Here is a 24,418-nt window from a genome sequence, read left to right as displayed (position 1 = left end):
TTCTCTCGCAAAAGGCATGACATTCGGACATCTATGGAGACATAGAAACTAGATGAGATAAAAAGCAATGGTTCCCGTAACGAACACCCTAATAATATCCATATGACAAAATAACGAGAATATCCAATCCTACAGTAAAAAATATTCGNTATCTTTGCAAACTATTTGAGCGATATGAAACTCGATTACAACCAGAATATAAGCTTCATGTTTGGGGGAGCTCTCATCTTGTCCATTATATCCATCATGCTGTTACTCAAACTATCAAGCATTGCCAATTCTCTCGCAAAAGGCATGACATTCGGACATCTATGGAGACATAGAAACTAGATGAGATAAAAAGCAATGGTTCCCGTAACAAACACCCTTAATATCCATATGACAAAATAACGAGAATATCCAATCCTACAGTAAAAAATATTCGCACTGAAATTAAGCTATTTTCATAAATAAAAATGGAATAAAAAAGTAAAATAATTACACAACATGCACTTTACTTTATGTTCAAAATAGCAATAATGACGACAAATATCAGAATGCATATACCAATAAAAAGAGTCGTATCAAAATGAAGTCGATCATTCTTACAGTTTTGATTGCAAACCTTTTATCAGCTTGTGCATTAGCACCAAAGCTAAAACAGCCCAATGATAGGAACCGTGTGCCTATTAATAAAACAATCCCTGCCGAAATCAAGCGAGGAGACAACGGAATCTTACAAACTGATTTATGAAGTTAATAATGTAATGGTCAGTCTTTCTAACTATATGAAAATTAAAAGGAATAAAATATGCAAAAGCTGATTATTATCATAGCAATTAGTGCGTTTTTTGGAACAACAAACTTAGCAAGAAGTAACACTGTTGCTAAGCAAGGAGTATTAATTCACGACCGTCTTTCTAGACCTTTGTGGTCAAACAGTCTCAGTTCAAGCACCGATTATAAGTCAAAACGACCACCAAAATACCTACCGCCAAATCTATATCCACCTAATGTTAAAAAAGATCTTTCTACTGTTAGAAAAAAGGGAAATCACGCACCTTCCCAACCTAGTGGTTCTAAGCCATCTAACACAACTCCAGTATCTCCTACAGCTCAGGTACCTAAATCAACTTTCGTGNTGTGCCTATTAATAAAACAATCCCTGCCGAAATCAAGCGAGGAGACAGATGAAAAAGCGATTTATTATAACAGGAATCGTTACCCTTTTGGCAATGATGAATTTGGCACATGCAAATAGCGAACATAACTATGATAGAAATAAAGGAAAATTGCAGGTATTAGAAGACGGTCAATCATATTGGACATATCCTGGCTTGACAACTTCAATACACAATAAAAATGTTAAAATTAAACGTCCTAATAAACCTGGAGTTAAAAAAAAGCCAAAATCACCTAAAAAGTCGCAACCTGCTTCACCGCCACAACNTGTGCCTATTAATAAAACAATCCCTGCCGAAATCAAGCGAGGAGACAGATGAAAAAGCGATTTATTATAACAGGAATCGTTATTGTTTTTGAAATGCTGAATCTAGCTCCAGCATATGCAGATGTAACCGTACCTCTAGAACCCTCATCACCTGGTAATCCAGCTACAGTCTCACAACCTGCTCCACCGACACCATCTGCTCCATCAGCAGAATATCTGGAGATTATTAATCTATTAAAAAAAGGAGAAATTATTGAGCTCTTAAAAAAACAGCTTGTGTCAAAACAAGAACAACTTTCGGAAACAGAAAAAACCTATCAGGCTATAACAAAAAGTCAAAAAACTGGACCTAAAACAATAGATTTTTCTAGTTTTGTTCTCANCTGCTCCATCAGCAGAATATCTGGAGATTATTAATCTATTAAAAAAAGGAGAAATTATTGAGCTCTTAAAAAAACAGCTTGCGTTGAAAAAAGAACAACTTTCGCAAACAGAAAAAACCTATCAAGCTATAACAAAGAGTCAGAAAACTGCACCTCAGAAAATAGACTTCTCTAGTTTTTTTCTTAAAGAGCCAGAATCGCTCTATAAGAGTGATAAGCTTACACGGGAATCATATCAAAAGATATTGGAGGAAGAAAACAAAGTCTCTGGATCTTTTGATCAAATGGGCAAGTTTATTTTTGCGCGTTTACAATTTTTATCGACACTAGATAAAGCTATAACTTTGAAAACTTTTGAAAACGTAGAAAATCGTTTTAAATATCTCAAAAGTCTATTTGATAAACTTCAAACAAAAGAAAACCTGAAAGATATTGCAGATCTTCAAGCACATATCGATGGTTCATTAGCCATGATCCAAAATGAATCTATAAAAATGCAAATGATAACGNGTGATAAGCTTACACGGGAATCATATCAAAAGATATTGGAGGAAGAAAACAAAGTCTCTGGATCTTTTGATCAAATGGGCAAAGCTATTTCAGAGCGTTTACAATTTGCATCGATACTAGATAAAGCTATAAGTTTAGAAACTTTTGAAAACGTAGAAAATCGTTTTAAATACCTCAAAAGTCTATTTGATGAACTTCAAACAAAAGAAAACCTGAAAGATACTGCAGATCTTCAAGCACATATCGATGGTTCATTAGCCATGATCCAAAATGAATTTATAAAGATGGAAATGGTAGCGCATTTACGTAACGCTGAGCAATCACTTATCAAAAAGAAAAGACGCGAACTTGATATGGAATTTTTTAACCCTGAAAAAAAAGATATGCCTATCATACGATGAAAACGAAAGCCAATGTAGGAGGTTCAGTACTCTCTGAACAATTCAGAGGGGCAGAAAGGTTTTACCAAAGCCAAGATACCGTCGTGAAAATACTTAGGTAATGTATAAACGAAAATGAAGCATTTAGCATATATCTATGTTTCAAGGTGNGCTAAAACAGCCCAATGATAGGAACCGTGTGCCTATTAATAAAACAATCCCTGCCGAAATCAAGCGAGGAGACAGATGAAAACAAAACAAACAAAACCAGTGAAAGCCGAACAACTTAGCAGTTATTATGAAGAAAGCCGTGGCTTAGAACGTGATCTTATCAATGAATTTATAAGGTCGCGCAGAACGGCGTGGCGTGTAGCGAGTACTGTTGGTCTTTTTGGCTTATTCGGTATGATATGTGGAGTTGTTGGATTTTCTCAACCAGCTCCAACTCCCTTAGTATTGCGTGTTGATAATACGACGGGTGCAGTTGATGTTATCTCAATCATGCGTGAACACGAAACCAGCTATGGTGAAGTTGTAGATAGATATTGGCTAAACCAATATGTGCTTAACCGCGAAACTTACGACTACGATACCATTCAACTGAACTATGACACAACAGCACTTTTAAGTTCGGCATCTGTTCAACAAGAATATTATAAAATCTATGATGGAGAAAATGCACGGGACAAAGTGCTTTCCAACAAAGCACGTATCACAGTTAAAGTACGATCAATCCAGCCTAATGGACTCGGTCAAGCAACTGTACGTTTTACGACTCAGCAACTTGACAGCAACGGTGCTGCTATTGGACCAAAACAGCACCAGATTGCCACAATTGGTTACACCTATGTCGGTGCACCCATGAAATCATCTGATCGATTGCTTAACCCCCTTGGTTTTCAAGTAACAAGTTACCGTTCTGACCCAGAAATACTGTTGAATGATTAAGGAATTGATTGTTATGAAAAAACTTGCGTTCGTTGTTCTATTGTCTTCATTTTCTTCTCTTTATACGGTACCTGTGCAGGCGCTCAAAAGTCCATCAAATTCACAATATGATCACCGTATTCGCTATATAACATATAACGAAGCCGATGTGGTTCAAATTGAAACAGTTCTTGGTGTGGCAACACATATTATTCTTGAAGAAGGTGAACAGTATATCACTCATGCCTTTGGCGATTCAGAAGCCTATGCCTTTGCTCATAAAGGTCGGCATATTTTTATTAAACCAAAAGCAGAACTTGCCAATACCAATCTCATCGTTGTAACTGACAAACGGAGTTACAAATTCCGACTACAATTTCGAAATGACCGTGCAGGATCAACATATGAATTGGCTTTCCATTATCCCGATTCAAACGATGAAAAGTCAGAAGAAAACAACCAACGCCTTGCGATTGAACGTGGTTTTCACCAAAGCGTAAAAGGCTATAATCTCAGTTATACCATGAGCGGTCACCAAGACATTGCTCCGATAAATGCTTGGGACAATGGGCGTATTACTTACTTCAAATTTCCCGCTAACATGGATATGCCATCGATTTATGTCGTAGATGCTGAAGGAAATGAAAGCTTAATACCACGCACCGTTATCGGCAGTTCTAATGATATTATCGCCGTTCATAAGGTCAATCCTAAATGGCTCATACGGCTTGGTAAACGCGCTCTAGCTGTTTTTAATGAAGCCTATGACCCCAATGGCGTACCAAACACAACAGGGACAGTATCTTCGGTGGTTTATCGTATCAATAAAGGAGGAAAATGATGTTTGACAATAAGGAAGGAGAGGGAAAAGGTACAAAACTGGACAACGTGGAGCAAAAACATATTGAAGGTACCTATGGAGGGTCGGAACTAGGTTCTGTACGCCGTCCGACAATTCCAGGTACCCGTGCATTGTTAATGGTAGGACTTATTGTCATAGTAGCGATACCGATTGCTTTGACTTGGAAAGCTTTTAAAATGCGTAATACCGTGGAAGTTGAGGAAGAAAAACCACAACAAATAGTACAGCAAATTATACCAAACTATGTCCCTCGGATTATAGAAGAGCCAAAGATTGTAGAAGAAACAGAAAAATCAACACAAATAGAAGATTCAAGCCTAGATATTCCACCGGCCTTGAGTAAGCTTCTTCAAACAGCCATTCCTCCACATATGCTCCAAGATTCTGAAGAATTAGCACGCAAACGTATGCTCAGTTCTAGCCTTAACAGCGGTGGTAGCGAAGGATCTACAGATACAAATAATAAAGCATCGAATAATGATAGAAGTAGTGGCGTATTATTTGATAACCTTCAGCCCGTGCGTTTAGGTCAATCACATGCGGTGCAACTTCGTAACCGTGACTTTTTGATTACGCAAGGAACGCAAATAGATTGCACGTTAGAAACAAAGATCATTACATCACAACCCGGAATGACGACGTGTCATTTAACACGCGATGTTTATTCCACAAGTGGTCGTGTTGTTTTGCTTGACCGTGGTTCTAAAGTCGTTGGTTTTTACCAAAGTGGTATACAACAAGGACAAACGCGTGTGTTTGTGCAATGGTTACGCATCGAAACGCCTTCTGGTGTTATTGTCAATCTTGACTCACCTGGCACAGGTCCTCTGGGTGAGGCGGGTATTGGTGGCTGGGTTGACAGACACTTTTGGGAGAGATTTGGTAGTGCAATTATGGTAAGCATAATCGGTGATTTAGGAGAATGGGTAAGAGGAAAAGTTAGTAAAATCAGCAACGAAAATAAAGAGAACTCACAAAATAAAGGTACTCAGAATGCTGAATCTATAGCAATCGATGTTCTTCAAAATTCCATCAATATCACACCAACACTTTACAAAAACCAAGGCGAACGAGTAAATATTTTTGTTGCTCGTGATCTGGATTTCAGCGATGTCTACAGTCTTGTCACACGTTAACCCTATACAGAAAGATCAAGCAGTTTTTCAGCTTCTACAACCGCTTGATTGTTTCTTAGAAGATCCCAAGATCACTGAATTATCAATTTGCCGCCCCTGCGAAGTATGGACGAAAAGCTTGAAGGGTTGGCAAGTACATAGCGTACCAGAGTTAACAACCACTTTTTTGCAAACGCTTATTACAGCTATTATCGTTTATAACGGTATGGCTCCCAAAAGTATTAATTATGTGCTATTACCTGGTGGACAACGTGGTACAATTATACAAACACCAGCTGTCATCGATGGTGCTCTTTCTTTTGTAATTCGTAAACATTCTCTTATAGTTAAAACGTTAGAAGAACTCAACGAAGAAGGTGCATTCGATGATTTCTCTGACGTAAGTTTTAACAAACCTTCGGAAAAAGAAGCAAATAACTTGTTATCGAAGCAGAACTTCACACGGTTGGAGCCATTTGAAGTTCAACTTTTGCAACATAAACGTGATGGAAAAATTCTTGAATTTTTACAAGAATGCGTCTTTCACAAACGCAACATTATTATTGCAGGCAAGACAGGATCTGGTAAAACAACATTTGCTCGCTCTTTAATTGAAAAGGTCCCTGTAGAGGAGCGTATTATAACAATTGAAGATGTTCATGAGCTTTTTTTACCTAATCATCCCAATCATGTACATATGATTTATGGTAACAATGTAGGACGTGTTTCAGCTGAAGAATGCCTAGATGCGTGTATGCGTCAGTCGCCCGACAGAATTTTTCTCGCTGAATTGCGAGGTAATGAAGCATGGGAATATCTCAATTCACTTAACACTGGTCATCCTGGATCGATTACAACAACGCATGCCAACAGCGCTTTGCAGACATTTGAACGATGTGCCACCTTGATTAAAAGGTCAGAAGTTGGCCGGCAACTCGAGTTAGAAATGATAAAAATCGTTCTCTATACAACAGTTGACGTAGTGTTGTTCTTTAAAGATAGAAAACTCTCTGAAATCTTTTACGACCCGATTTTTGCTAAATCAAAAATCGCTTAAGGGGAGCTTCCTCTCTCAGTAATATGATAAAAACAATAAATAGCCGTAACTAATTGTTACGGCTATTTATTTAACTTTTCCTATTCTCTTTGCTTCTCCAATGCATTTTCTACACTCTTCATGAATAAAAGAAGAAAAAAGCTAATAGAAAACAACTTTTAAGAGAAAATCAAATTATACATAAGGCTCTCTCTATTCTCTTACCTTTGATCATTCTTTCCATTTATCTTTTGATAAAGGTATGTTTGATGCAAAAAAAATAGCTACAAAATAAATATTTCAACAAAAGAAAAGAATAAATTTTCATTCGCCTTTCAATGAAAGTTTCGTAAAATAAGTACTTTCGATCATCACAAATAATTATCGTCACCAAGACCAAAACTTATCGTTGAAAAATTCTAAGTGCTATTTTCAAGTGATTAATAAATATGTTTTTTAACCAAACAATCTCCAGATACGGAAAACCTCATATGAAATAAACTATCATTTCGATTTAGCACCCATAAACCGCATTCTATCTGGTAATAAAAAGTATAGTGGCATATCGACATCTTCTTCGGACTAAGAAAGATTCTTAACCTCTGGCTGTTCGTAAACAACCAAATTTCTTTTAAGAAAGCTTTGCTAACCATATCACGTGGCTTATGTCCCCATCAGACGATATCCATAGACTACAGCTCTACTCTGAATATTCCTGCTCTCTTCTCTGCATCTCAAAAAGCGAAATTTCCTAAAAGCACAGATCTAAAATCCCACTTCTTAAGATGCATCACATTAATTTATAAAGAGTGTTCATTATTTTGCATATTGGATAAAAGATCTTAGTACCGTAGGATTCTCTCATTTCAAAGCTGTTTATCAACCAAAACCATGTCTCTTGCGCATTACAAGCGAATAAAGCCGTATAGAATGAAACTGGACAAAAAAGCACTAAAAATGCCTCTTATAAACCGCCCAAAATGCCAAAAACTGTCGTAACATTGGGAGTTGGAAAAGTGTCTAATGGCGCCCAGCTTGCTCCTTTATGAAATGTAAAGATGGAGATGCTCTATAAATTTTATATTATCCATCGGGGCTTTACCATTATACCATACACGAGCTCTATCGCCAAATGAACTTCGGCACCTTAAAGAAAGGTTTCTTAAAAACAAGCGCGTAAATTGACAAGCCAAGTGTATTTTATTGGGAGCATTCTGTTTTGCATAAGGGTTGTGATCTTATTAAAGAACGAGAGAAACAAAAGCGTGAAGCAATGCGTAATCTCTATTATTTAAAAGACATTACTCTAGACGCTTTTGAAAATCATAAAACTAAACTAAAAAATGATGGCAAAAATGGAAACTGGTTTGCACCTTTACAGCTTCATATCCTCCCAAATTAGGAGGCTGTATACCGATTTCAGAGATTACGCAAACAGAGAGATACGTAATACTCTTAACTCTCATCTGATAGGTAAAAGCTGCAACAGCAAAAGCTCTTCTAGAAAAACAACGCCATAAATCATTAATAAACCGGTAATGCGTTGGAGAAATGTTTAAGATTTTTGTTAAACACTCTGCAAAGCAACAATAATGATACAACTGACTTTGCATCTGCTTATTCTTACAGGTGTTCGTACCCATCTCTTGCATCAATTCGTAAAAATCAGATTGAAGGGGATATATGGACAATTCTTGGCTCGAGAATATGAAAGGTCTGCGTGATACTACAGGAGATTTTCACGGGCTTTATGATCAGAAGCATTAAAAATTTTAAAACAAGCACGCTTGTTTTTTCGCAATGATTTCTTTTTTCTGCAACCGGTCGTGATCGTTATTAAGGTAAATTTCCTATCACAATATATTAAGAGAGATTAGACTAAAAACCTATCCACGTAGATTTCTCTCTAGTTTATGTAATTGTCTAACAGACTCCACCTATCACACCTCAAAGGACGAAGCTTCTTAACACGCACTGATCTGAAAATTATCCACCTCCTCGCCTAGCAGATTTCACCTTCTAACCACTTTAATTACCACATCCTAAATACGATAGTGTTTTACGGCACACTAGAATAAATACCAAAACAATGACTGATTATACCGTTAATACTTGGAAACCTCTCTTTCATGTTAAGAAATATCTTTTATGTTGAAAAATAAAATAAACAACACTTTTACTGCTTAAACAATTTTCTTAAGCATATATACAAAAAAAGTGAAATACCCTAACATAATAAATAAGACCTAAACCTAGAAATCTCTATTTTTTATAGATAAAAACATATAAAATCAAAACCTACGAAACTCATCAAAATACAACATTTTTTCTTTGATGATTGAATTCATTCAACTGAAACGAACCTATAAACATCCCTTATTCCAAATTCGCAACATGTGTTCTTAGAATTTTTACTACCGTTTTCTAAATTTTTAGAAAAACCTATAAATTTTATATTTTTTCAAACGTCTTATCTGCTCTTTAATGAATTTAAATCTATAACGTTACAATAGTTTTAAATTACTGCCCCCTTAACTATATGATCTCTCTCTACAATAGATAGGGATTTTACGTTCTCCATTTTTTGAGAACTATAAATTTTGTTTTTTTAATGCGATTAATAATCCAATCTTTAAAATAAAAAATATGACCTTTAAATATATATAATAATTTTATCAAAAATTCCTAATCCCTGAATATTCGTAATGTTTTCGATATTATATAATAAACGTATCGTAAAATGACGAATTGTCATAGTGATCATTCCTTTTTATTTCATATGAATAATTTACATGCGTTATAATATTTGTATCAGCATTTATTTTTTGTGCTATATTTATACAGAGTTATATTTTTTATAAAAAATGATTAATTTAATATGCATTAAATTTCAAATTCTGATACGAATTTAATAAAAATAAAACATATGGCATATTGATTTTATTATTTTTATATAGAACGCTATTTAAAGTATAGTTTACCCGAAAGACTAATGCCTTTTTAAAGACCATAATAACTATGGTAACCGCCTCATAGAAAACAATAAATTTTAGAGATTAAACCTCAAGAGGTAAAAAAACGCGTACAATTTTCTGTTTTTCTTTTTACTGTTCGTTAATCGGTCAATTTTCAAAGATAATATTTAACTATGAGTTTTCTGCTCAGCCATTGCAAAGATTTCTTCTACAAGGATTGCTTAATTTTTAGGAATTACTTCGCTTTTAGAATGATTATAGCTACTGCACCCTCATAAGCAGCCGATCTTCTTTTAGAGATTTAATTGCTAAAAGGAGATACAATTTTCTACCTTGCGCTTTATTTTCATCAATCAGTAAATTTTCAAAGGCGGCGTTCAACCATGAGTTTTTTAATTTCAGCAATCGCTTTCGCTGGATTTAATCCCTTTGGACAAGTTTGCGCACAATTCATAATCGTATGGCAACGATAAAGGCGGAAAGGATCTTCTAAATTATCAAGACGTTCACCACACATCTCATCACGTGAATCCGCAATCCAGCGATAAGCTTGAAGCAAAACAGCGGGGCCCAAATAACGATCACCATTCCACCAATAGCTTGGACATGAAGTCTGACAACACGCACACAAAATACACTCATAAAGGCCATTGATTTTTTGGCGATCGGAGTGACTTTGTAACCATTCTTTTGCAGGTTCAGGAGAAACTGTTTGCAACCAAGGCTCAATGACTCGGTGTTGCGCATAAAAGCGCTTCAAGTCAGGAACCAAATCTTTAACAACAGGCATAGAAGGCAAAGGATAGACTTTAATGGGGTGTTTTACATCATCCATCCCTTTGGTACAAGCCAATGTATTGGTTCCATCAATATTCATCGCACATGAACCACAGATGCCTTCACGGCAAGATCGACGAAGTGTCAAAGTTGGATCAATATGGTTTTTAATAAACAAAAGCCCATCAAGAATCATTGGACCACAAGCAGAACGATCTACGTAATAAGTATCCAGACGAGGATTATTCTCATCGTCAGGCGACCAACGGTAAACATGAAATTCTGTCAGTTGCGTAGCACCTTCAGGTTTAGGCCAAACCTTCCCCGGTTTTACTTGAGAGTTTTTGGGAAGCTTAATTTGTACCATAATTCGTGTCTCCCCTTAATAAATCCGTTTTTTAGGTGCAATGCGCTTTAAATCGATCCCACCATCAGCTTCAGATGTTAACGGATCCACATGGACAGGTCGATATGATAATGTCACCTTACCCTCTTTTGACAAATGTGAAAGCGTATGTTTACGCCAGTTTTTATCATCACGCTCTGGATAATCTTCACGAGCATGAGCGCCACGGCTTTCTAAACGGGCTTCCGCAGAATGAACAGTCATGATTGCATTCGCCATGAGATTTTCAAGCTCTAATGTTTCAACCAAATCAGAATTCCATATCAGAGAACGATCTGTGACTTTGAGGTCAGACAATTCCCCCCAGATTTTATTCATCCGTTGACATCCTTGTTTCAAAGAATCTTCTGTACGAAATACTGCCGCATCTTCTTGCATCGTGCGTTGCATTTTTTCACGCAATAGAGCTGCCGGTATCGCCCCTTGTGCAAAACGTATACGATCAAAACGCGCTATAATTTCGTCAACAGCTTCTTCATTGAGGGGTGGAATTTCTGCATTCCGATCAATAACTTCACCCGCGCGAATGGCAGCAGCACGACCAAACACCACAAGATCAATTAATGAATTGGACCCCAAGCGATTAGCCCCATGAACAGAAGCACATCCTGCTTCTCCTACCGCCATCAGCCCTGGTTGAATACGATCAGGCGAATCAGCCGTTGGATTGAGAACTTCCCCGTAGTAATTGGTAGGAATCCCACCCATATTATAATGAACCGTTGGCAAGATGGGGATAGGCTCTTTTGTTACATCCACACCTGCAAAAATCCGTGCTGATTCTGAAATTCCCGGTAAACGCTCGTGCAAGATTGCAGGATCAATATGGTTGAGAACCAAATAAACATGGTCCTTCTTAGGTCCAACGCCACGTCCTTCACGAATTTCAAGTGTGATACAACGCGAAACCAAGTCACGTGAAGCCAAATCCTTAAAGGAAGGTGCATAGCGCTCCATAAAGCGCTCACCTTCAGAATTGATTAAATAGCCTCCTTCACCACGAGCTCCTTCTGTAATTAAGCAGCCAGAACCGTAAATCCCTGTAGGATGGAATTGCACAAACTCCATATCCTGAAGTGGCAATCCAGCACGTGCGATCATTCCACCACCATCACCCGTACAGGTATGCGCCGATGTCGCGGAAAAATAAGCTCGTCCATAACCACCGGTTGCAAGAACAACCATTTTGGCCGAAAAACGATGTATTGTACCATCATCAAGATTCCATGCCACAACCCCCGTACAAACCCCATCTGTCATGATGAGATCGAGTGCAAAATATTCAATAAAAAATTGCGCATTATGCCTTAAGCTTTGTCCATAAAGCGTATGCAAAATGGCATGACCTGTACGATCAGCTGCTGCGCAAGTACGTTGAACAGGGGGACCTTCACCAAATTGTGTCGTATGCCCACCAAAAGGACGTTGATAAATTTTGCCTTCTTGCGTCCGCGAAAAAGGAACGCCATAATGTTCTAATTCGTAAACAGCAGCAGGTGCATTACGCACCAAATACTCCATTGCATCGGTATCACCCAACCAATCAGAACCTTTCACGGTATCATATAAATGCCACTGCCAATTGTCAGGTCCCATATTTGAAAGCGATGCAGCAATCCCCCCTTGTGCTGCAACCGTGTGTGAACGAGTTGGAAAAACCTTCGTGATACAAGCTGTCTTTAATCCTTGTTCCGCCATACCAAGTGTTGCACGTAATCCTGCACCACCTGCCCCAACAACAACAACATCAAATTTATGATCTACAGTGCGATAAGGGGCGTTACCTGCTTTAGCGCCCAGAGATGATCCTCTATCCGCCATACTCGTTTAACCCCCTAATGCAATTTTCAAAAGAGAAAAAATAATGACACCACCTATGAGAAAACAAAATGAAATATTTAACGTCAAAAAGAATATCCGGAAACCTTCACGTGGAATATAATCTTCAATCACCACTTGCATACCAAGTTTCATATGATAAAGGACTGAAAAAGTCATCAATCCCATCAAAATAGCCACAACAGGATGTGCAAGCCGTGCACGCACAATACTATAATCTTTGCCCACAAGCGAAAGAATAAGAACAATAAAAAATATCAAAAGCGGCAGATTGACAAGTCCAGTCAAACGCTGTAGCCAAAAATGCTCTGTTCCTTCATGAGCACTGCCATGCCCCCGTACTTTTCCAAGTTCCGTTCGAAAGTCTTTTTTCATATCTCTTTTCACCCCAGCTAAACAACGCTATATCCAATAATCCAAATTACAAAAGTAACAATAAGGGAAATAAACACTGTCGCCCAAGCAGTGACTGTTGCCTTTTCTTTTGCCAAAAGGCAAGGCATCATATCCCAAACAATGTGGCGAATACCACCAACCATGTGGTGAACCCCTACCAAAGTATAAAGAAACAAGATACACAATCCAAACCAAGAACTATAAATCTCGTGAACCGTTCTGAATGCCTCCTCCCCACACGCAATGGCAATTAACCAAACAGCAAGAAGGACCATTCCAACATAAAGTGCCATACCCGTAACGCGATGCGCAATGGACATAGCCATAGTAATTGTCCAACGATAAATACTTATATGAGGGGAACGAGGGCGCTCTTTTATCCTAGTTGTCTCTGTCATAAAATATCCTGACTTGGTTTTTACTACAACCGCAATGAACGAGAAAGTCCGCATAAAACGACTAAATATATTATCTCGTTTTTACTTGTTTGGCATCTTAAGATACCAATACTACAGGTCGGTTGTCTCAAATAACGGATTAAAGGTCACGCACAAAAAAACCGATTGCTCCACGGATATAATCCGCAATACTCGCTTTAATCTAATACAATTTTATCTTCACGTCAAAGGCCTAACATCTTTTCTCAAATATAAATAGGCATTTTTCAGATTAAACTTACCTTTTTGAGTATCCACAATATATGCAATGATATCTAAATTCACCCATTATTAAAAATAAAAAGAGTCAAAAATTGATAGATTAAACATTTTTATGTCCCCTTCAAGCCTTTTAAAAGAGAAAACGAATCATGAAAGACACAAATAAGCGGCATAAAAGCCGCTTTTGAATAAAGTTTAGCCGATATAATCTTTACTCAGCAACTTGCTTTTCAACATCTGTGCTTACAGCTGCTGCTTCTACTTTCTCAACAACCTTTTCAGCTTTTTTCCGATAATCTCTCTTTTCAGCGATACGCGCAGCTTTACCTCTCAAACCACGAAGATAATAGAGTTTTGCACGGCGCACTTTACCACGGCGCACCAGCTCAACACCTTCAATTAACGGGGAGTAAACAGGAAACACCCGTTCCACCCCTTCACCATAAGAAATCTTGCGTACTGTAAAAGTCTCATTCAACCCACCTCCTGAACGCGCAATACAAACACCTTCATAAGCCTGAACACGCGTCCGCGTACCTTCCGTCACACGCACCATGACACGGACTGTATCTCCTGGCTGAAAGGCTGGAAATTGGCGTTTTTCTTCAATTTTTGCACATTGTTCAGCTTCAAGTTGTGCGATAATATCCATTTCTTTTATCCTTCATGTTCTTTATCGAACAGTCAGAGCGCTCAACTCTTACCAAAAAAGCCTTTATTAAGAATAAAAAGCTCTTTAGGCTATGCCTTACACAGGAGCGAATACACCATTCCTTCATTTTAATTTTGGAACTACAGAAAACCTTTTATAAAAAACTCTCTAAAAAGAGAGCCATGCAATACACCACCTTATAATATGAATCAAGTTTTCTGATGATTTTTATCATAACGCGCATAAAGATCAGGGCGACGTTGACGTGTTAACAATTCGGCTTGCCTTTGACGCCAATCTGCTATCGCTTTGTGATGACCTGAGAGCAATACAGGTGGGATACCCCGCCCTTCGAAAAGAGAAGGGCGTGTATATTGCGGATGTTCTAGCAAGCCATTTTCAAAACTTTCACACTTTGCAGAAGCTGCATTCCCCATCACTCCAGGCAGAAGACGTATAATAGCATCTAAGATAACCAATGCGGCTGTTTCACCCCCTGAAAGAATATAATCACCAATAGAGACTTCTTCTAATTTTCGTGCTTCTATGACTCGCTCATCAACCCCTTCAAAACGTCCACAAACTAACGTTACACCCGTATCACGAGCCAAGCTATGCGCGTAAGCTTGGTCAAAAGGGCGTCCACGTGGACTCATCAACAATCTTGGCGAATCGTGTGGACAGTAATCAAGAGCAGCCGCCAATACATCCGCCCGCATTACCATACCAGCCCCTCCACCAGCAGGTGTATCATCAACGCTATGGTGTTTATCCAAAGCAAAATCCCTAATCTGTACCGTCTCCAGTGACCAAATTCCGCGCTCTAAAGCTTGCCCTGCTAAAGAATACCCTAAAAAACCAGGAAACATTTCAGGATAAAGGGTTAAAACGCGCGCCTGAAACTTCATTTTATTTCTCATCCTTATTTTCTTAAACAGACTCTAAATAATAGCCAAAATATCACAAACAAGATCTTTTAACGCTATAGCGTTAATCTAAATCTCCTTGATCTGCGCCATATTCAATACGATCCTTCTAAATACTTGTGCTAAAAAAAGACTCTAAAAATTCAGGACTATTCCGAAATAAAGTGCTTACAATATCTGCTCAAAAGTGCATTTTTAATATTTCCACACTTCCCACTTTTTATTGACGAAATTCATCGGTTATTTTTTACCCTCATCTTTATTTTTAGATTCAAGCTATTTCCTTTTTATCATTGTCTCCCCCATCACTTAAACCTGCTGCCATGGGATCAACAACAAGAAAACAAGAATCCATACAAATTTCTGGTACCGCCGCCTTACTAAAGGGAATAAGAACTCTTTTACCCGTATTCAAACGCATTTCAAGCAAATCACCAGCTCCGAAATTAAAGAAACCACACACTTCACCCAAGACTTTTCCCCCACGATCTTGAACACGCAAGCCTATTAAATCAACTTGATAAAATTCATCCTCCCTCAAATCATTAATTAATTGATCACGCATCACATAAAGGCGAATACCTTTTAAAGACTCAGCAACATTACGATTTTCTACCCCTTTAAAACGTACAATCGCTTTATTTTTTTGTATGCGAAGAGTTACAATTTCATAAGAACGCCCCACATCATCATAAAGAGTGCTATAAGACTTGAAACGCTGCGGCTCAGCACTTAAAATTTTAACAAAAACATCTCCTTTTATACCATGAGGCATACCAATAATGGCAAGATAGACTTTATTTTTAAGCTTTTCTTTATTATACTTCATGAAATATTATCTCTAAAAAATGAACCCTTCAATCTTATAGTTTTCTATTCAATCTTGTTGCCATATGAGACAATCTTCTAAAAGACCTTTCTTGGTAACAAAAACAAATTAATAAAGGAGAAAGTCTTATGGCAAATATTATGCTATTTTACAAAGATATCACGCCAATCAACAAAGTTTCCCATAAAAATCTAAAATTTGCTCCTCCAAGTGATATGTCTTTTGCCAAGGATACTCACTGGGTTCCTTTAGCAAGTACTGAGTATTTTCAAGCAGCACTAGACTATCCTATTTTATTTATGTGCGCCGAAGATGAACAAAAAAAACGGCACTACACATCCGCGGCTCTTGTCGGTCTTTCTAATGACGAAAATGACTATATCGCTTCTGATAAAAGTTGGAAAACCAATACTTATGTCCCTGCTTTTGTCCGTCGCTATCCTTTTGTTCTGGCACAAATTAGCAATGAAAAAGAACTTTCTGTTTGCTTTGATCAACAGTCAGGTATGTTTAATGAAGTTGCAGGAACAGAACTTTTTAATTCCGACGGCTCTATTTCTCCTTTTATGGAAGAACGTATTCGTTTTCTTGAAAGTTTTAAAATCGCTATGGAGAAAACCTCTGAGTTTATTGATGCTCTTGTAGAAATGGATCTTCTAAGCCAAAAATCCATCAATGTGAAAAACGATAAAGGTCTCTCAGCGCAGTTGGAACATTTTTGGGTTGTTGATGAAGAAAAATTGAATAAATTATCAGCAAGCCAACTTGCCAAACTTCATAAAAATGGCTTTTTAGGATTAATTTTTGCGCATTTGATGTCAACACACAATCTCTTAAAAATACTCTCTCTCAAAGGTGAAAAGCAACTTATCAACCGTGAAGAGCAACCCCAAAACAAGAATGGTCATTCTAACGATGAAAAGTCTAAAAAGAAAGAAACCCTCAACTAGATAATGCCTATTAAAAACGACAAGAGAAAAGATAAAAATATTCCTCTCATTCCAGCAGACCATGCAATTTTAAACGCAAGGAAAAATTGGTTAGAGTGTCTCATCCAAACACGTCGTATGTCGGCACAAACAATGCAAGCCTATGAACGTGATACGCGACAATTTTTGTCTTTTCTCTGTCAACACTTAAGCCATACACCAACCCTTACAGATCTTGCTCATTTACGCATCAGTGACTTGCGAGCTTATCTTGCTTATCGGCGTACAAACAATGTAAGTGCTCGCTCTTTAAGCCGCGGAGTGGCAGGCATACGTTCTTTTTTCAAGTACCTATCACGCGAAGGAATCGTCAATGTTCCCGCGGCTCAACTTATCCGAAGCCCCAAACACCCAAAATCGCTCCCAAAACCTTTAGCGATCAAATCAGCTCTTCACATAGTCAAACAAGAAAACCAGCTAGAAAATGAACCTTGGATTAACGCTCGTAATGCGGCTGTCCTTATGCTTCTCTATGGGTGTGGAATGCGAATATCAGAAGCCTTAAGCCTCACACCAGAACAATTTTCGGATTCTGAAAAAACAAGTTTATTTATAACAGGGAAAGGCGGCAAAACACGCCTTGTTCCTATCATCAAAATTGTTTACGAAGCTGTACAAAATTATCTCAAATGTTGCCCATATCCTTTAGTGGATAACCAACCCATATTTCGCGGAGCACGAGGCGGTCCCCTGCAGCCCGCCATTATTCAGAAAACTGTACGCAACTTACGAGCAAGCCTTGGTTTACCAGAAACTGCAACGCCTCACACACTGCGCCATTCTTTTGCCACCCATCTTTTATCACGGGGAGGAGATTTGCGCACGATTCAAGAACTTCTTGGGCACGCTAGCCTTTCGACCACACAAATCTATACCCATGTCGATACAGACCATTTGTTAAAAATTTATCAAAAGGCCCATCCCCGTTCCTAAAAACGTCTCATCAAAAAAATTAGAGTGTTTCAACCTCAAGTGCCAAAGCATGGACACAAGTAGCTAACTCTTCTTGTAAAACTTTATAAATCGCTCGATGTATTTCTAGGCGTGTCATATTGGAAAAAGAAGAAGATAAAATTTTCACTCGAAAATGTGTTTCTCCTTTACCATCAAAAGCATGTTCATTATGAGGATGCCCCTCATGAAGATGACTTTCGTTAATCACTTCAAGCTGTTGCGGATGAAAAGCATCCTGAAGCTTTCTCTTGATTATTGTTTCTAGAAACATTTTTTATTCCTCAAACAAAATGAACGTGCAAAAATACACCTTTTTCATAATAAAATAAGTGTGAAAACAAATTTTTCAAAAGTCAATTCTTGTAAAATTAATCAATTTTGCATAAACCAAGAGCATGACAATAACATCTAAATTATTCGATTCAATTCGCATAAGCTCAAATAAAAAACAAAAAGCTGAGCCAGAAGCGCAACAGTGTCAGTGGGAAGGTTGTGAAAAAACAGGGGCCCATAAAGCACCAGCAGGTCGAAATCACGAAGGACAATATTTATATTTTTGTATTGAACACGTACGCGCCTATAATAAAAATTTTAACTACTTCTCTGGTCTTAGCAATAAAGATATCGCAAAATTTCAAAAGGATGCTCTCACAGGACATCGTCCGACATGGCCTACAGATCTAAGCAATGGTACATCGAAAAAAACAGCTGCTAATTATGCAAAGATTCGCTCTGGAACAGCTGCCTATCAAAATCGCATGCGCGATCCCTTCACACTTTTTACTGAGCGGCATTCAAGCAATAATTTCTCACGAAAATTAAAGCCCTTAGAAGCAAAAGCTTTTGATACATTAGGACTACATGCAAACGCTTCAGCAGAAGACATCAAAATGAAATATAAAGTGTTGGTAAAAAAACACCATCCTGATTCCAATGGTGGTAATCGTGCTTCAGAAGAGCGCTTTCGTGATGTTTTAAATGCTTATAATTTGCTAAAAAAGTCTGGTTTGTGCTAAAAGCACGCGCTTATATGAGTCTATTTTCATTTAGACCATCATTATTTGCGTAAGATATTATTTTTTTTGAAAAACATTATAGAATACGTAAAAAATCTTCCTTCGTATCTAAGGCTCTCGTTATAGAGCATTGCATAAATGCTCTAACTCTTGTATCGTTTTCTAATGAATAAATAGTGTCCTCTCCCTTCCAAAAACACAATGACAAATCTTACCGTTGAAAATTTGCCCGATATTACACTTTGTGCTCGCGATCTATTTCATATTGAAACAGATATGGAAATCCCTGCTTTTAGCACAAAAAGTTCCCATGTTCCTGATATCGATCCTGATTACCTTTTTGATCAACAAACAACTTTAGCGATTCTCGCAGGTTTTACCTTTAACCGTCGTGTAATGGTTTCTGGCTATCACGGTACAGGGAAATCAACGCATATTGAACAAGTTGCTGCACGTCTCAACTGGCCTTGTCTTCGCATTAATCTTGATAGTCATGTAAGTCGTATCGATCTTATAGGAAAAGACGCTATCGTTTTAAAAGATGGCTTACAAATCACTGAATTTAAAGAAGGCATTTTGCCATGGGCTTATCAAAATAATATTGCTCTTGTTTTTGACGAATATGACGCGGGACGTCCCGATGTTATGTTTGTCATCCAACGCGTTCTTGAAACCTCTGGAAAACTAAGCTTACTTGATCAAAGCCGTGTCGTCTCTCCACATCCAGCCTTTCGTCTTTTTGCAACAGCAAACACCATTGGTCTTGGTGATACAACCGGTCTCTATCATGGTACCCAACAGATCAATCAAGCTCAAATGGACCGCTGGTCTATTGTTACGATACTCAATTATTTACCCCATGATAAAGAGGTTAATATTATTTGTTCGAAGGTCAAATCTTTTCAAACGGCTGAAGGAAAAAAGACAATTTCACAAATGGTTCATGTTGCTGATATGGTACGCCAATCTTTTATCAATGGAGATCTTTCAACTGTAATGAGTCCACGTACCGTCATTACTTGGGCAGAAAATACAACAATTTTTCAAGATGTCGGCTTTGCCTTCCGATTAACCTTTCTCAATAAATGTGATGAACTCGAACGAGCCACTGTTGCAGAATTTTATCAACGCGCCTTTGGACAAGAGCTTCCCGAATCACTCATTCATGGTGTTTCGCCTTAAGGAATCTGTCACTCATGGCTACCTATATTGACGACAACAACAATCCGGCAAAGGACTCTTCTAATAACACTCTTAATGCTGAAGCTTTTAAAAAAGCAATTTCCACCTGTATGCGTGCAATTGCAGGCGCAAACAACCTTGAAGTTTCCTTTAGTCATAACCGACCATCTTTAAGCGAAAGTTGTGCGCGTTTACCAGAATTACCTCAATACGCAACGAATAGAGACATCACCATTACCCGCGGATTAGGTGATTCCATGGCTCTGCGCAAAGCATGGCATGATAACCGCATTCACATGCAATTTTCTCCACTAGAATCAGAAGCACGTGCTGTCTTTGACGCCCTCGAACAAACACGTGTTGAAGCAATTGGCACTTTAGCCATGGAGGGGCTTGCAAAAAATCTTGATATCATGCTCGCCGATAAATACAAAAGAGCCCATTATCATAAAATTAGCAACCAAAGTGAAGCCCCCCTCCAAGAAGCGATTGCACTTTTATTGCGTGAAAAAATAACCAAGCGCACAGCTCCAAGAGAAGCAGGTCCTGTCTTAGAATTGTGGCGTCAAGAACTCGAACAAAAAGCAGCAGCAGAACTCAATGAACTCACACATCATATTTACAACCAACAAGCTTTTGCACAGATTGTTCGTCAAATGCTTGCTACACTCAAAATGACAGTGCAACAAGCTAAAGCTTCTAACAGTGAAAACAATAAAAAATTAAAAAACGAATGTGAACCTCAAGACCAAGCAGAAGAAGAGAGTAAAAACAAAAAATACACTCAAAGTGAAGAACAAACCAACACTGAACAAGAAAGTAATGTGCAAGACGACGGAAAAACACAAGCGTCACAATCAAACAACAATGATCAAGCTGACGGCGAACAAAAAAATGGACCTTGGCAAGAAAAGCCGACCAGACCTAAACGCCTTTTTTCCGATTCGGAACAAATGGAAAGACTTGGCAATTATAAAATCTTCACCCGTCAATTTGATGAAATTTTGGAAGCAACAGATTTTTGTTCTGAAAACGAGTTAGATCACCTACGCCGTTATCTTGATAAGCAAATCAATCATCTTCAAAACATCGTTGGACGTTTAGCAAACCGTCTCCAGCGCCGCTTGATGGCGCAACAAAATCGCAACTGGAACTTTGACCTTGAAGAAGGATATCTTGATACAGCACGGCTTCCACGTCTAATTATTGACCCCATGCAACCCCTTTCTTTTAAAATGGAAAGCAACACCCAATTTCGGGACACGGTTGTTTCACTTCTCATTGATAATTCTGGCTCAATGCGCGGACGCCCCATTAGCGTTGCCGCAAGCTGTGCTGATATTTTGGCACAAACTCTTGAACGTTGTGGTGTCAAAGTTGAAATTTTAGGTTTTACCACTAAAACTTGGAAAGGAGGAAAATCGCGCGAACAATGGCTTACCCAAAACAAATCCCATAATCCTGGACGCCTCAATGATTTATGCCATATCATCTATAAAAGTGCTGATACCCCATGGCGTCGCGCACGACGCAATTTAGGCTTGATGATGCAAGAAGGATTATTAAAAGAAAATATTGACGGAGAAGCTTTAATTTGGGCTCATCAACGTCTTTTATCGCGGCGTGAACAACGTCGCATCCTCATGGTCATTTCTGATGGTGCTCCTGTTGATGATTCGACACTATCGGTCAACTCCAGCAATTATCTAGAAAAACATTTACGCGCAGTGATTCAAGAAATCCAAACACATTCCCCCATCGAACTCATTGCCATTGGAATTGGTCATGACGTCACACGTTATTATCAGCGTGCTGTAACAATTATGAATGCTGAAGAACTCGCCGACGCCATAACAAAACAATTAGAAATACTTTTTAGTGATAAAACGCCTCATATTCATAAGAAATAAACCTGCCTTGAATCAGCAACAGCTACATTTTAAAAAATTATCTCTATCATTAAACCATCGGAATTTGATGACTAACAACCTGAGAAGATAATCCCACAAATTGAATATCGAACTTTAAAGAAGCTTCTACTTTACTGGATGCATTATGAATCCTAAAAGAAACGCTCCAACCATCTTCAAAAATTATAATGAGTTTATTTTTACTTTCTGGTTTTATTGCAACTGATAAAATTTTGCTTGGAATTTTCCATTTACGACCATATCCTAGAGTGCCATTCAAGTTAAAAGACTGAATAATAACCCGTTTTTGTTTAGATCTTGTATCTATCATAATCTTATAAAAATCATAAGAACCTATAACATACTGAAACAATAGCTTCACAAATTTATCTTGATAATCTAAACAAAGCCTTTGAAGTTCTTTAGAAAAAGCTTCTAAGATTGGAAGATAAATTCTACTTTCTTTATCCTCTATATCTCTAAAGAATATTTTCTTGTCTCTGAGCTCTGCTAAATAATCAAAAATAGGTCTAATTTCATTAAAATAAACGTTACTACAAGAATAACCTGTCCATTCTTTACCAAAATCTATTTTACTAGAAAGGCGAGGATGTTTGATAGCGCTATGATTATGTTTTGCAGAAATACCAATAGGATTTTCAGGAACTTTTAAAATAATATCACGGACATCTCCTTTGATCCCAACAAAATCTTCCTGAAGAACAATAGTTTTCGTGTTTCTAATATTTTTATCATTTAACTGTAAGAAAACAGCTGCTTCAATAGAAGCAAGATTTAAAAGCCTTTTTTCAGTATCATTAAATAAATTATAAAAAGACTCGGCTATTTGAAAGGACGAGTTAAATTCTATAGAAGCCTTTGTTGCTTTTTTAAAACCCATGGACAAAGCATATTCAAAGGCTTTTCCATTTTCTACCTGATTCATGCAATTTCCTAAAGATCCTTACTCAAAATTACGAGTTCATTTGATTTTTTATTGTTTCCCATACCGTAAGTCCATTCAGGATTAAGTATTGTATGTCCTTTATAAAGTTCCCTAACTTCCACACAATCATTATAAGATAAAACCCATCCTTGACGCTTTCTTAAAAGTTCAGCAAGAGCTTGATGATCAAAAGAATTATGTTTATCGCCTTTGTGACCGTAAAGTTTTTGATTAATAAGGTACGGAGGATCACAATAAAGAAAATCGTTAAAGTGTTTAGGAATACTTTCTGTAAAATCTCTGTGTTCCACTGTGAAATTTTCAATCTTAAAATCTTTAAGCCGTTCAATAGAACGATAATTGAATCGAGGATGTCCTGGAGACATACCGCCAGAAAGTGTTGTTCCGGAAAAAGAAGAGCGATTAAGAACAAAAAAAACGGCAGCAATCTCTAATTGATTTTTAATATTCCAAAAAGTTTTTTGGAGATTATAAAACATTACGGAAGTCATATCTTCGTATTCTCTTACTTTTTCTGCAAGAGCTGAAGCATCTTTCAAAAGCATCTGCCAAAAAATAACAAGCGGCTTAAAAGCATCATAAGCATAAACCCTTGTACCTCTTTTTGCTAAGGTTAATTCAATTGAACCACCTCCTACAAAAGGAGAACATACAGTTTTCCGTTTCCTTATATAGTTATTAATAATCATAGGAACAGCACGACTTTTCCCTCCCGGATAACGAAGAGGTGATTTTACAATAGGTAACTCCCTAGTCTCTCTTTGTTTTTTCAAAGAAGTTAATACCAAATTATCCAATAAAGCCTCTGTATGATCTCTTTGATTTATCATTTTGTTCATACTATCAGCTCCAAGTATCGCATTTTCTAACCTACAATTATCTAAAATAAACACTCGAAGCGTTTGCCAAATTCTACAGAGATCGCATTATAACGAATTGTGAATTCATTAACATATCTGCACAAACATTTGTTACTAAAATAATGATAAATACCAGTATAGCCAAATTTTAAAACTGTCAAAAAGGACTTGATACCATTGGTATTTATTCTTCTATTTATATACTACCCAAATGTATATCGAAATGTTTTTTCCTTTATAAGAACCAAGCTTCTTAAGATCAAATAATCATAAGTAAGAAATCACAATTCTTAACAAGACATTTTTTAGCCCTTATAAGAGCTTTATGACCTGCTTTTAATACTGATAAGATGCTCTTATCTCATACTGAATCAGTTAAAACCATTTCCTTACACATCATAAGCATAGATGATGTATGAATAAATACAACTTGAGAAAA

The 24,418-nt window shown here is 37.5% G+C and carries 23 protein-coding genes and 2 pseudogenes; 14 read left to right on the top strand and 11 right to left on the bottom strand.

From position 1 onward, the window contains the following. Positions 1-150: 150 nt before the first annotated feature. The 9 genes and pseudogenes from ACFIJ0_RS05090 to ACFIJ0_RS05050 form a co-directional block, all read left to right on the top strand. Positions 151-330 (top strand): annotated as a pseudogene (locus ACFIJ0_RS05090) (trwi protein); the annotation flags it as partial. Between the two features lie 238 nt (positions 331-568). Next, positions 569-733, top strand: a complete 165-nt coding sequence (locus ACFIJ0_RS05085; protein ID WP_375644274.1) for a TrwH protein — start codon at positions 569-571, stop codon at positions 731-733. 1,069 nt (positions 734-1,802) lie between these two features. Further along, positions 1,803-2,723 carry a type IV secretion system protein gene (locus ACFIJ0_RS05080; RefSeq protein ID WP_375661406.1) on the top strand — a complete coding sequence of 307 codons (921 nt, stop codon included), beginning with the start codon at positions 1,803-1,805 and terminating at the stop codon, positions 2,721-2,723. Between the two features lie 151 nt (positions 2,724-2,874). After that, positions 2,875-2,952: pseudogene (locus ACFIJ0_RS05075) on the top strand (TrwH protein); the annotation flags it as partial. Beyond that, positions 2,949-3,650, top strand: a complete 702-nt coding sequence (locus tag ACFIJ0_RS05070; RefSeq protein ID WP_375624905.1) for a virB8 family protein — start codon at positions 2,949-2,951, stop codon at positions 3,648-3,650. The pseudogene ACFIJ0_RS05075 and the gene ACFIJ0_RS05070, both read left to right, overlap by 4 nt. Before the next feature lie 13 nt (positions 3,651-3,663). After that, positions 3,664-4,470: a P-type conjugative transfer protein VirB9 gene (virB9, locus tag ACFIJ0_RS05065; protein WP_375624904.1), complete on the top strand. Its 807-nt coding sequence runs from the start codon at positions 3,664-3,666 to the stop codon at positions 4,468-4,470. After that, positions 4,470-5,627 carry a type IV secretion system protein VirB10 gene (virB10, locus tag ACFIJ0_RS05060; protein ID WP_375624925.1) on the top strand — a complete coding sequence of 386 codons (1,158 nt, stop codon included), beginning with the start codon at positions 4,470-4,472 and terminating at the stop codon, positions 5,625-5,627. Before virB9 ends, virB10 begins: the two co-directional genes overlap by 1 nt. Next, positions 5,602-6,663: a P-type DNA transfer ATPase VirB11 gene (gene virB11 / locus ACFIJ0_RS05055; RefSeq protein WP_375624903.1), complete on the top strand. Its 1,062-nt coding sequence runs from the start codon at positions 5,602-5,604 to the stop codon at positions 6,661-6,663. The genes virB10 and virB11 overlap by 26 nt, the downstream gene beginning before the upstream one ends. Positions 6,664-7,861: 1,198 nt before the next feature. Continuing rightward, positions 7,862-8,044 carry a hypothetical protein gene (locus tag ACFIJ0_RS05050; protein WP_375624902.1) on the top strand — a complete coding sequence of 61 codons (183 nt, stop codon included), beginning with the start codon at positions 7,862-7,864 and terminating at the stop codon, positions 8,042-8,044. Between the two features lie 1,937 nt (positions 8,045-9,981). Here the strand turns inward: ACFIJ0_RS05050 and ACFIJ0_RS05045 are convergent. The 7 genes from ACFIJ0_RS05045 to rimM form a co-directional block, all read right to left on the bottom strand. Further along, positions 9,982-10,761 carry a succinate dehydrogenase iron-sulfur subunit gene (locus ACFIJ0_RS05045; protein ID WP_375624901.1) on the bottom strand — a complete coding sequence of 260 codons (780 nt, stop codon included), beginning with the start codon at positions 10,759-10,761 and terminating at the stop codon, positions 9,982-9,984. Between the two features lie 15 nt (positions 10,762-10,776). Then, positions 10,777-12,621, bottom strand: coding sequence for a succinate dehydrogenase flavoprotein subunit (gene sdhA / locus ACFIJ0_RS05040; protein WP_375624900.1), 1,845 nt, complete (start codon positions 12,619-12,621; stop codon positions 10,777-10,779). 6 nt (positions 12,622-12,627) lie between these two features. Then, positions 12,628-13,014 carry a succinate dehydrogenase, hydrophobic membrane anchor protein gene (sdhD, locus tag ACFIJ0_RS05035; protein WP_375624899.1) on the bottom strand — a complete coding sequence of 129 codons (387 nt, stop codon included), beginning with the start codon at positions 13,012-13,014 and terminating at the stop codon, positions 12,628-12,630. A 17-nt stretch (positions 13,015-13,031) separates the two neighbouring features. Beyond that, positions 13,032-13,433 (bottom strand): succinate dehydrogenase, cytochrome b556 subunit, encoded by a 402-nt coding sequence (gene sdhC, locus ACFIJ0_RS05030; protein ID WP_375624898.1) that lies wholly within the window; start codon positions 13,431-13,433, stop codon positions 13,032-13,034. Between the two features lie 472 nt (positions 13,434-13,905). Further along, entirely contained in the window at positions 13,906-14,346 is a 441-nt protein-coding gene (gene rplS / locus ACFIJ0_RS05025; protein ID WP_375624897.1) for a 50S ribosomal protein L19, read from the bottom strand. A 209-nt stretch (positions 14,347-14,555) separates the two neighbouring features. Beyond that, on the bottom strand, positions 14,556-15,254 hold the full coding sequence (gene trmD, locus ACFIJ0_RS05020) for a tRNA (guanosine(37)-N1)-methyltransferase TrmD (RefSeq protein ID WP_375624896.1): 699 nt from the start codon (positions 15,252-15,254) through the stop codon (positions 14,556-14,558). Between the two features lie 289 nt (positions 15,255-15,543). Further along, entirely contained in the window at positions 15,544-16,101 is a 558-nt protein-coding gene (gene rimM, locus ACFIJ0_RS05015) for a ribosome maturation factor RimM (RefSeq protein ID WP_375624895.1), read from the bottom strand. Between the two features lie 128 nt (positions 16,102-16,229). On the opposite strand from rimM, the gene ACFIJ0_RS05010 reads away from it, so the two are divergent. Together ACFIJ0_RS05010 and ACFIJ0_RS05005 are read left to right on the top strand one after the other, a co-directional pair. Next, positions 16,230-17,051 (top strand): SapC family protein, encoded by an 822-nt coding sequence (locus ACFIJ0_RS05010; RefSeq protein ID WP_015857041.1) that lies wholly within the window; start codon positions 16,230-16,232, stop codon positions 17,049-17,051. A gap of 3 nt (positions 17,052-17,054) precedes the next feature. Then, positions 17,055-18,023 (top strand): tyrosine recombinase XerC, encoded by a 969-nt coding sequence (locus ACFIJ0_RS05005; protein WP_375644271.1) that lies wholly within the window; start codon positions 17,055-17,057, stop codon positions 18,021-18,023. A gap of 19 nt (positions 18,024-18,042) precedes the next feature. Here ACFIJ0_RS05005 and ACFIJ0_RS05000 read toward each other — a convergent pair whose 3' ends face one another. Then, entirely contained in the window at positions 18,043-18,315 is a 273-nt protein-coding gene (locus tag ACFIJ0_RS05000; RefSeq protein WP_375624892.1) for a BolA family protein, read from the bottom strand. Positions 18,316-18,439: 124 nt separating this feature from the next. Between ACFIJ0_RS05000 and ACFIJ0_RS04995 the strand changes: the two genes are divergently transcribed. The 3 genes from ACFIJ0_RS04995 to cobT all read left to right on the top strand — a co-directional run bounded on the left by ACFIJ0_RS04995 (position 18,440) and on the right by cobT (position 22,152). Next, entirely contained in the window at positions 18,440-19,060 is a 621-nt protein-coding gene (locus tag ACFIJ0_RS04995; RefSeq protein ID WP_375624891.1) for a DnaJ domain-containing protein, read from the top strand. Between the two features lie 201 nt (positions 19,061-19,261). Next, complete coding sequence (gene cobS, locus ACFIJ0_RS04990) at positions 19,262-20,242, top strand: cobaltochelatase subunit CobS (RefSeq protein ID WP_375624890.1); 981 nt, start codon at positions 19,262-19,264, stop codon at positions 20,240-20,242. A 14-nt stretch (positions 20,243-20,256) separates the two neighbouring features. Further along, positions 20,257-22,152 (top strand): cobaltochelatase subunit CobT, encoded by a 1,896-nt coding sequence (cobT, locus tag ACFIJ0_RS04985; protein WP_375624889.1) that lies wholly within the window; start codon positions 20,257-20,259, stop codon positions 22,150-22,152. 49 nt (positions 22,153-22,201) lie between these two features. On the opposite strand, the gene ACFIJ0_RS04980 is transcribed toward cobT, so the two are convergent. Genes ACFIJ0_RS04980 through ACFIJ0_RS04970 form a run of 3 tightly spaced genes read right to left on the bottom strand, consistent with a single transcriptional unit; the run spans position 22,202 to position 24,167 of the window. After that, positions 22,202-23,098: a HaeIII family restriction endonuclease gene (locus ACFIJ0_RS04980; protein WP_375644270.1), complete on the bottom strand. Its 897-nt coding sequence runs from the start codon at positions 23,096-23,098 to the stop codon at positions 22,202-22,204. 8 nt (positions 23,099-23,106) lie between these two features. Continuing rightward, complete coding sequence (locus tag ACFIJ0_RS04975) at positions 23,107-23,958, bottom strand: DNA adenine methylase (RefSeq protein ID WP_375624887.1); 852 nt, start codon at positions 23,956-23,958, stop codon at positions 23,107-23,109. A gap of 41 nt (positions 23,959-23,999) precedes the next feature. After that, complete coding sequence (locus tag ACFIJ0_RS04970; protein WP_375624924.1) at positions 24,000-24,167, bottom strand: transposase; 168 nt, start codon at positions 24,165-24,167, stop codon at positions 24,000-24,002. Between the last annotated feature and the right edge of the window lie 251 nt (positions 24,168-24,418).

The organism is Bartonella sp. OC68QHHN (assembly GCF_042193875.1).
Lineage (GTDB): Bacteria > Pseudomonadota > Alphaproteobacteria > Rhizobiales > Rhizobiaceae > Bartonella > Bartonella grahamii_A.
Note: the sequence above shows the minus strand (reverse complement) of the source record. Positions and strands in the feature narration are given on the sequence as shown.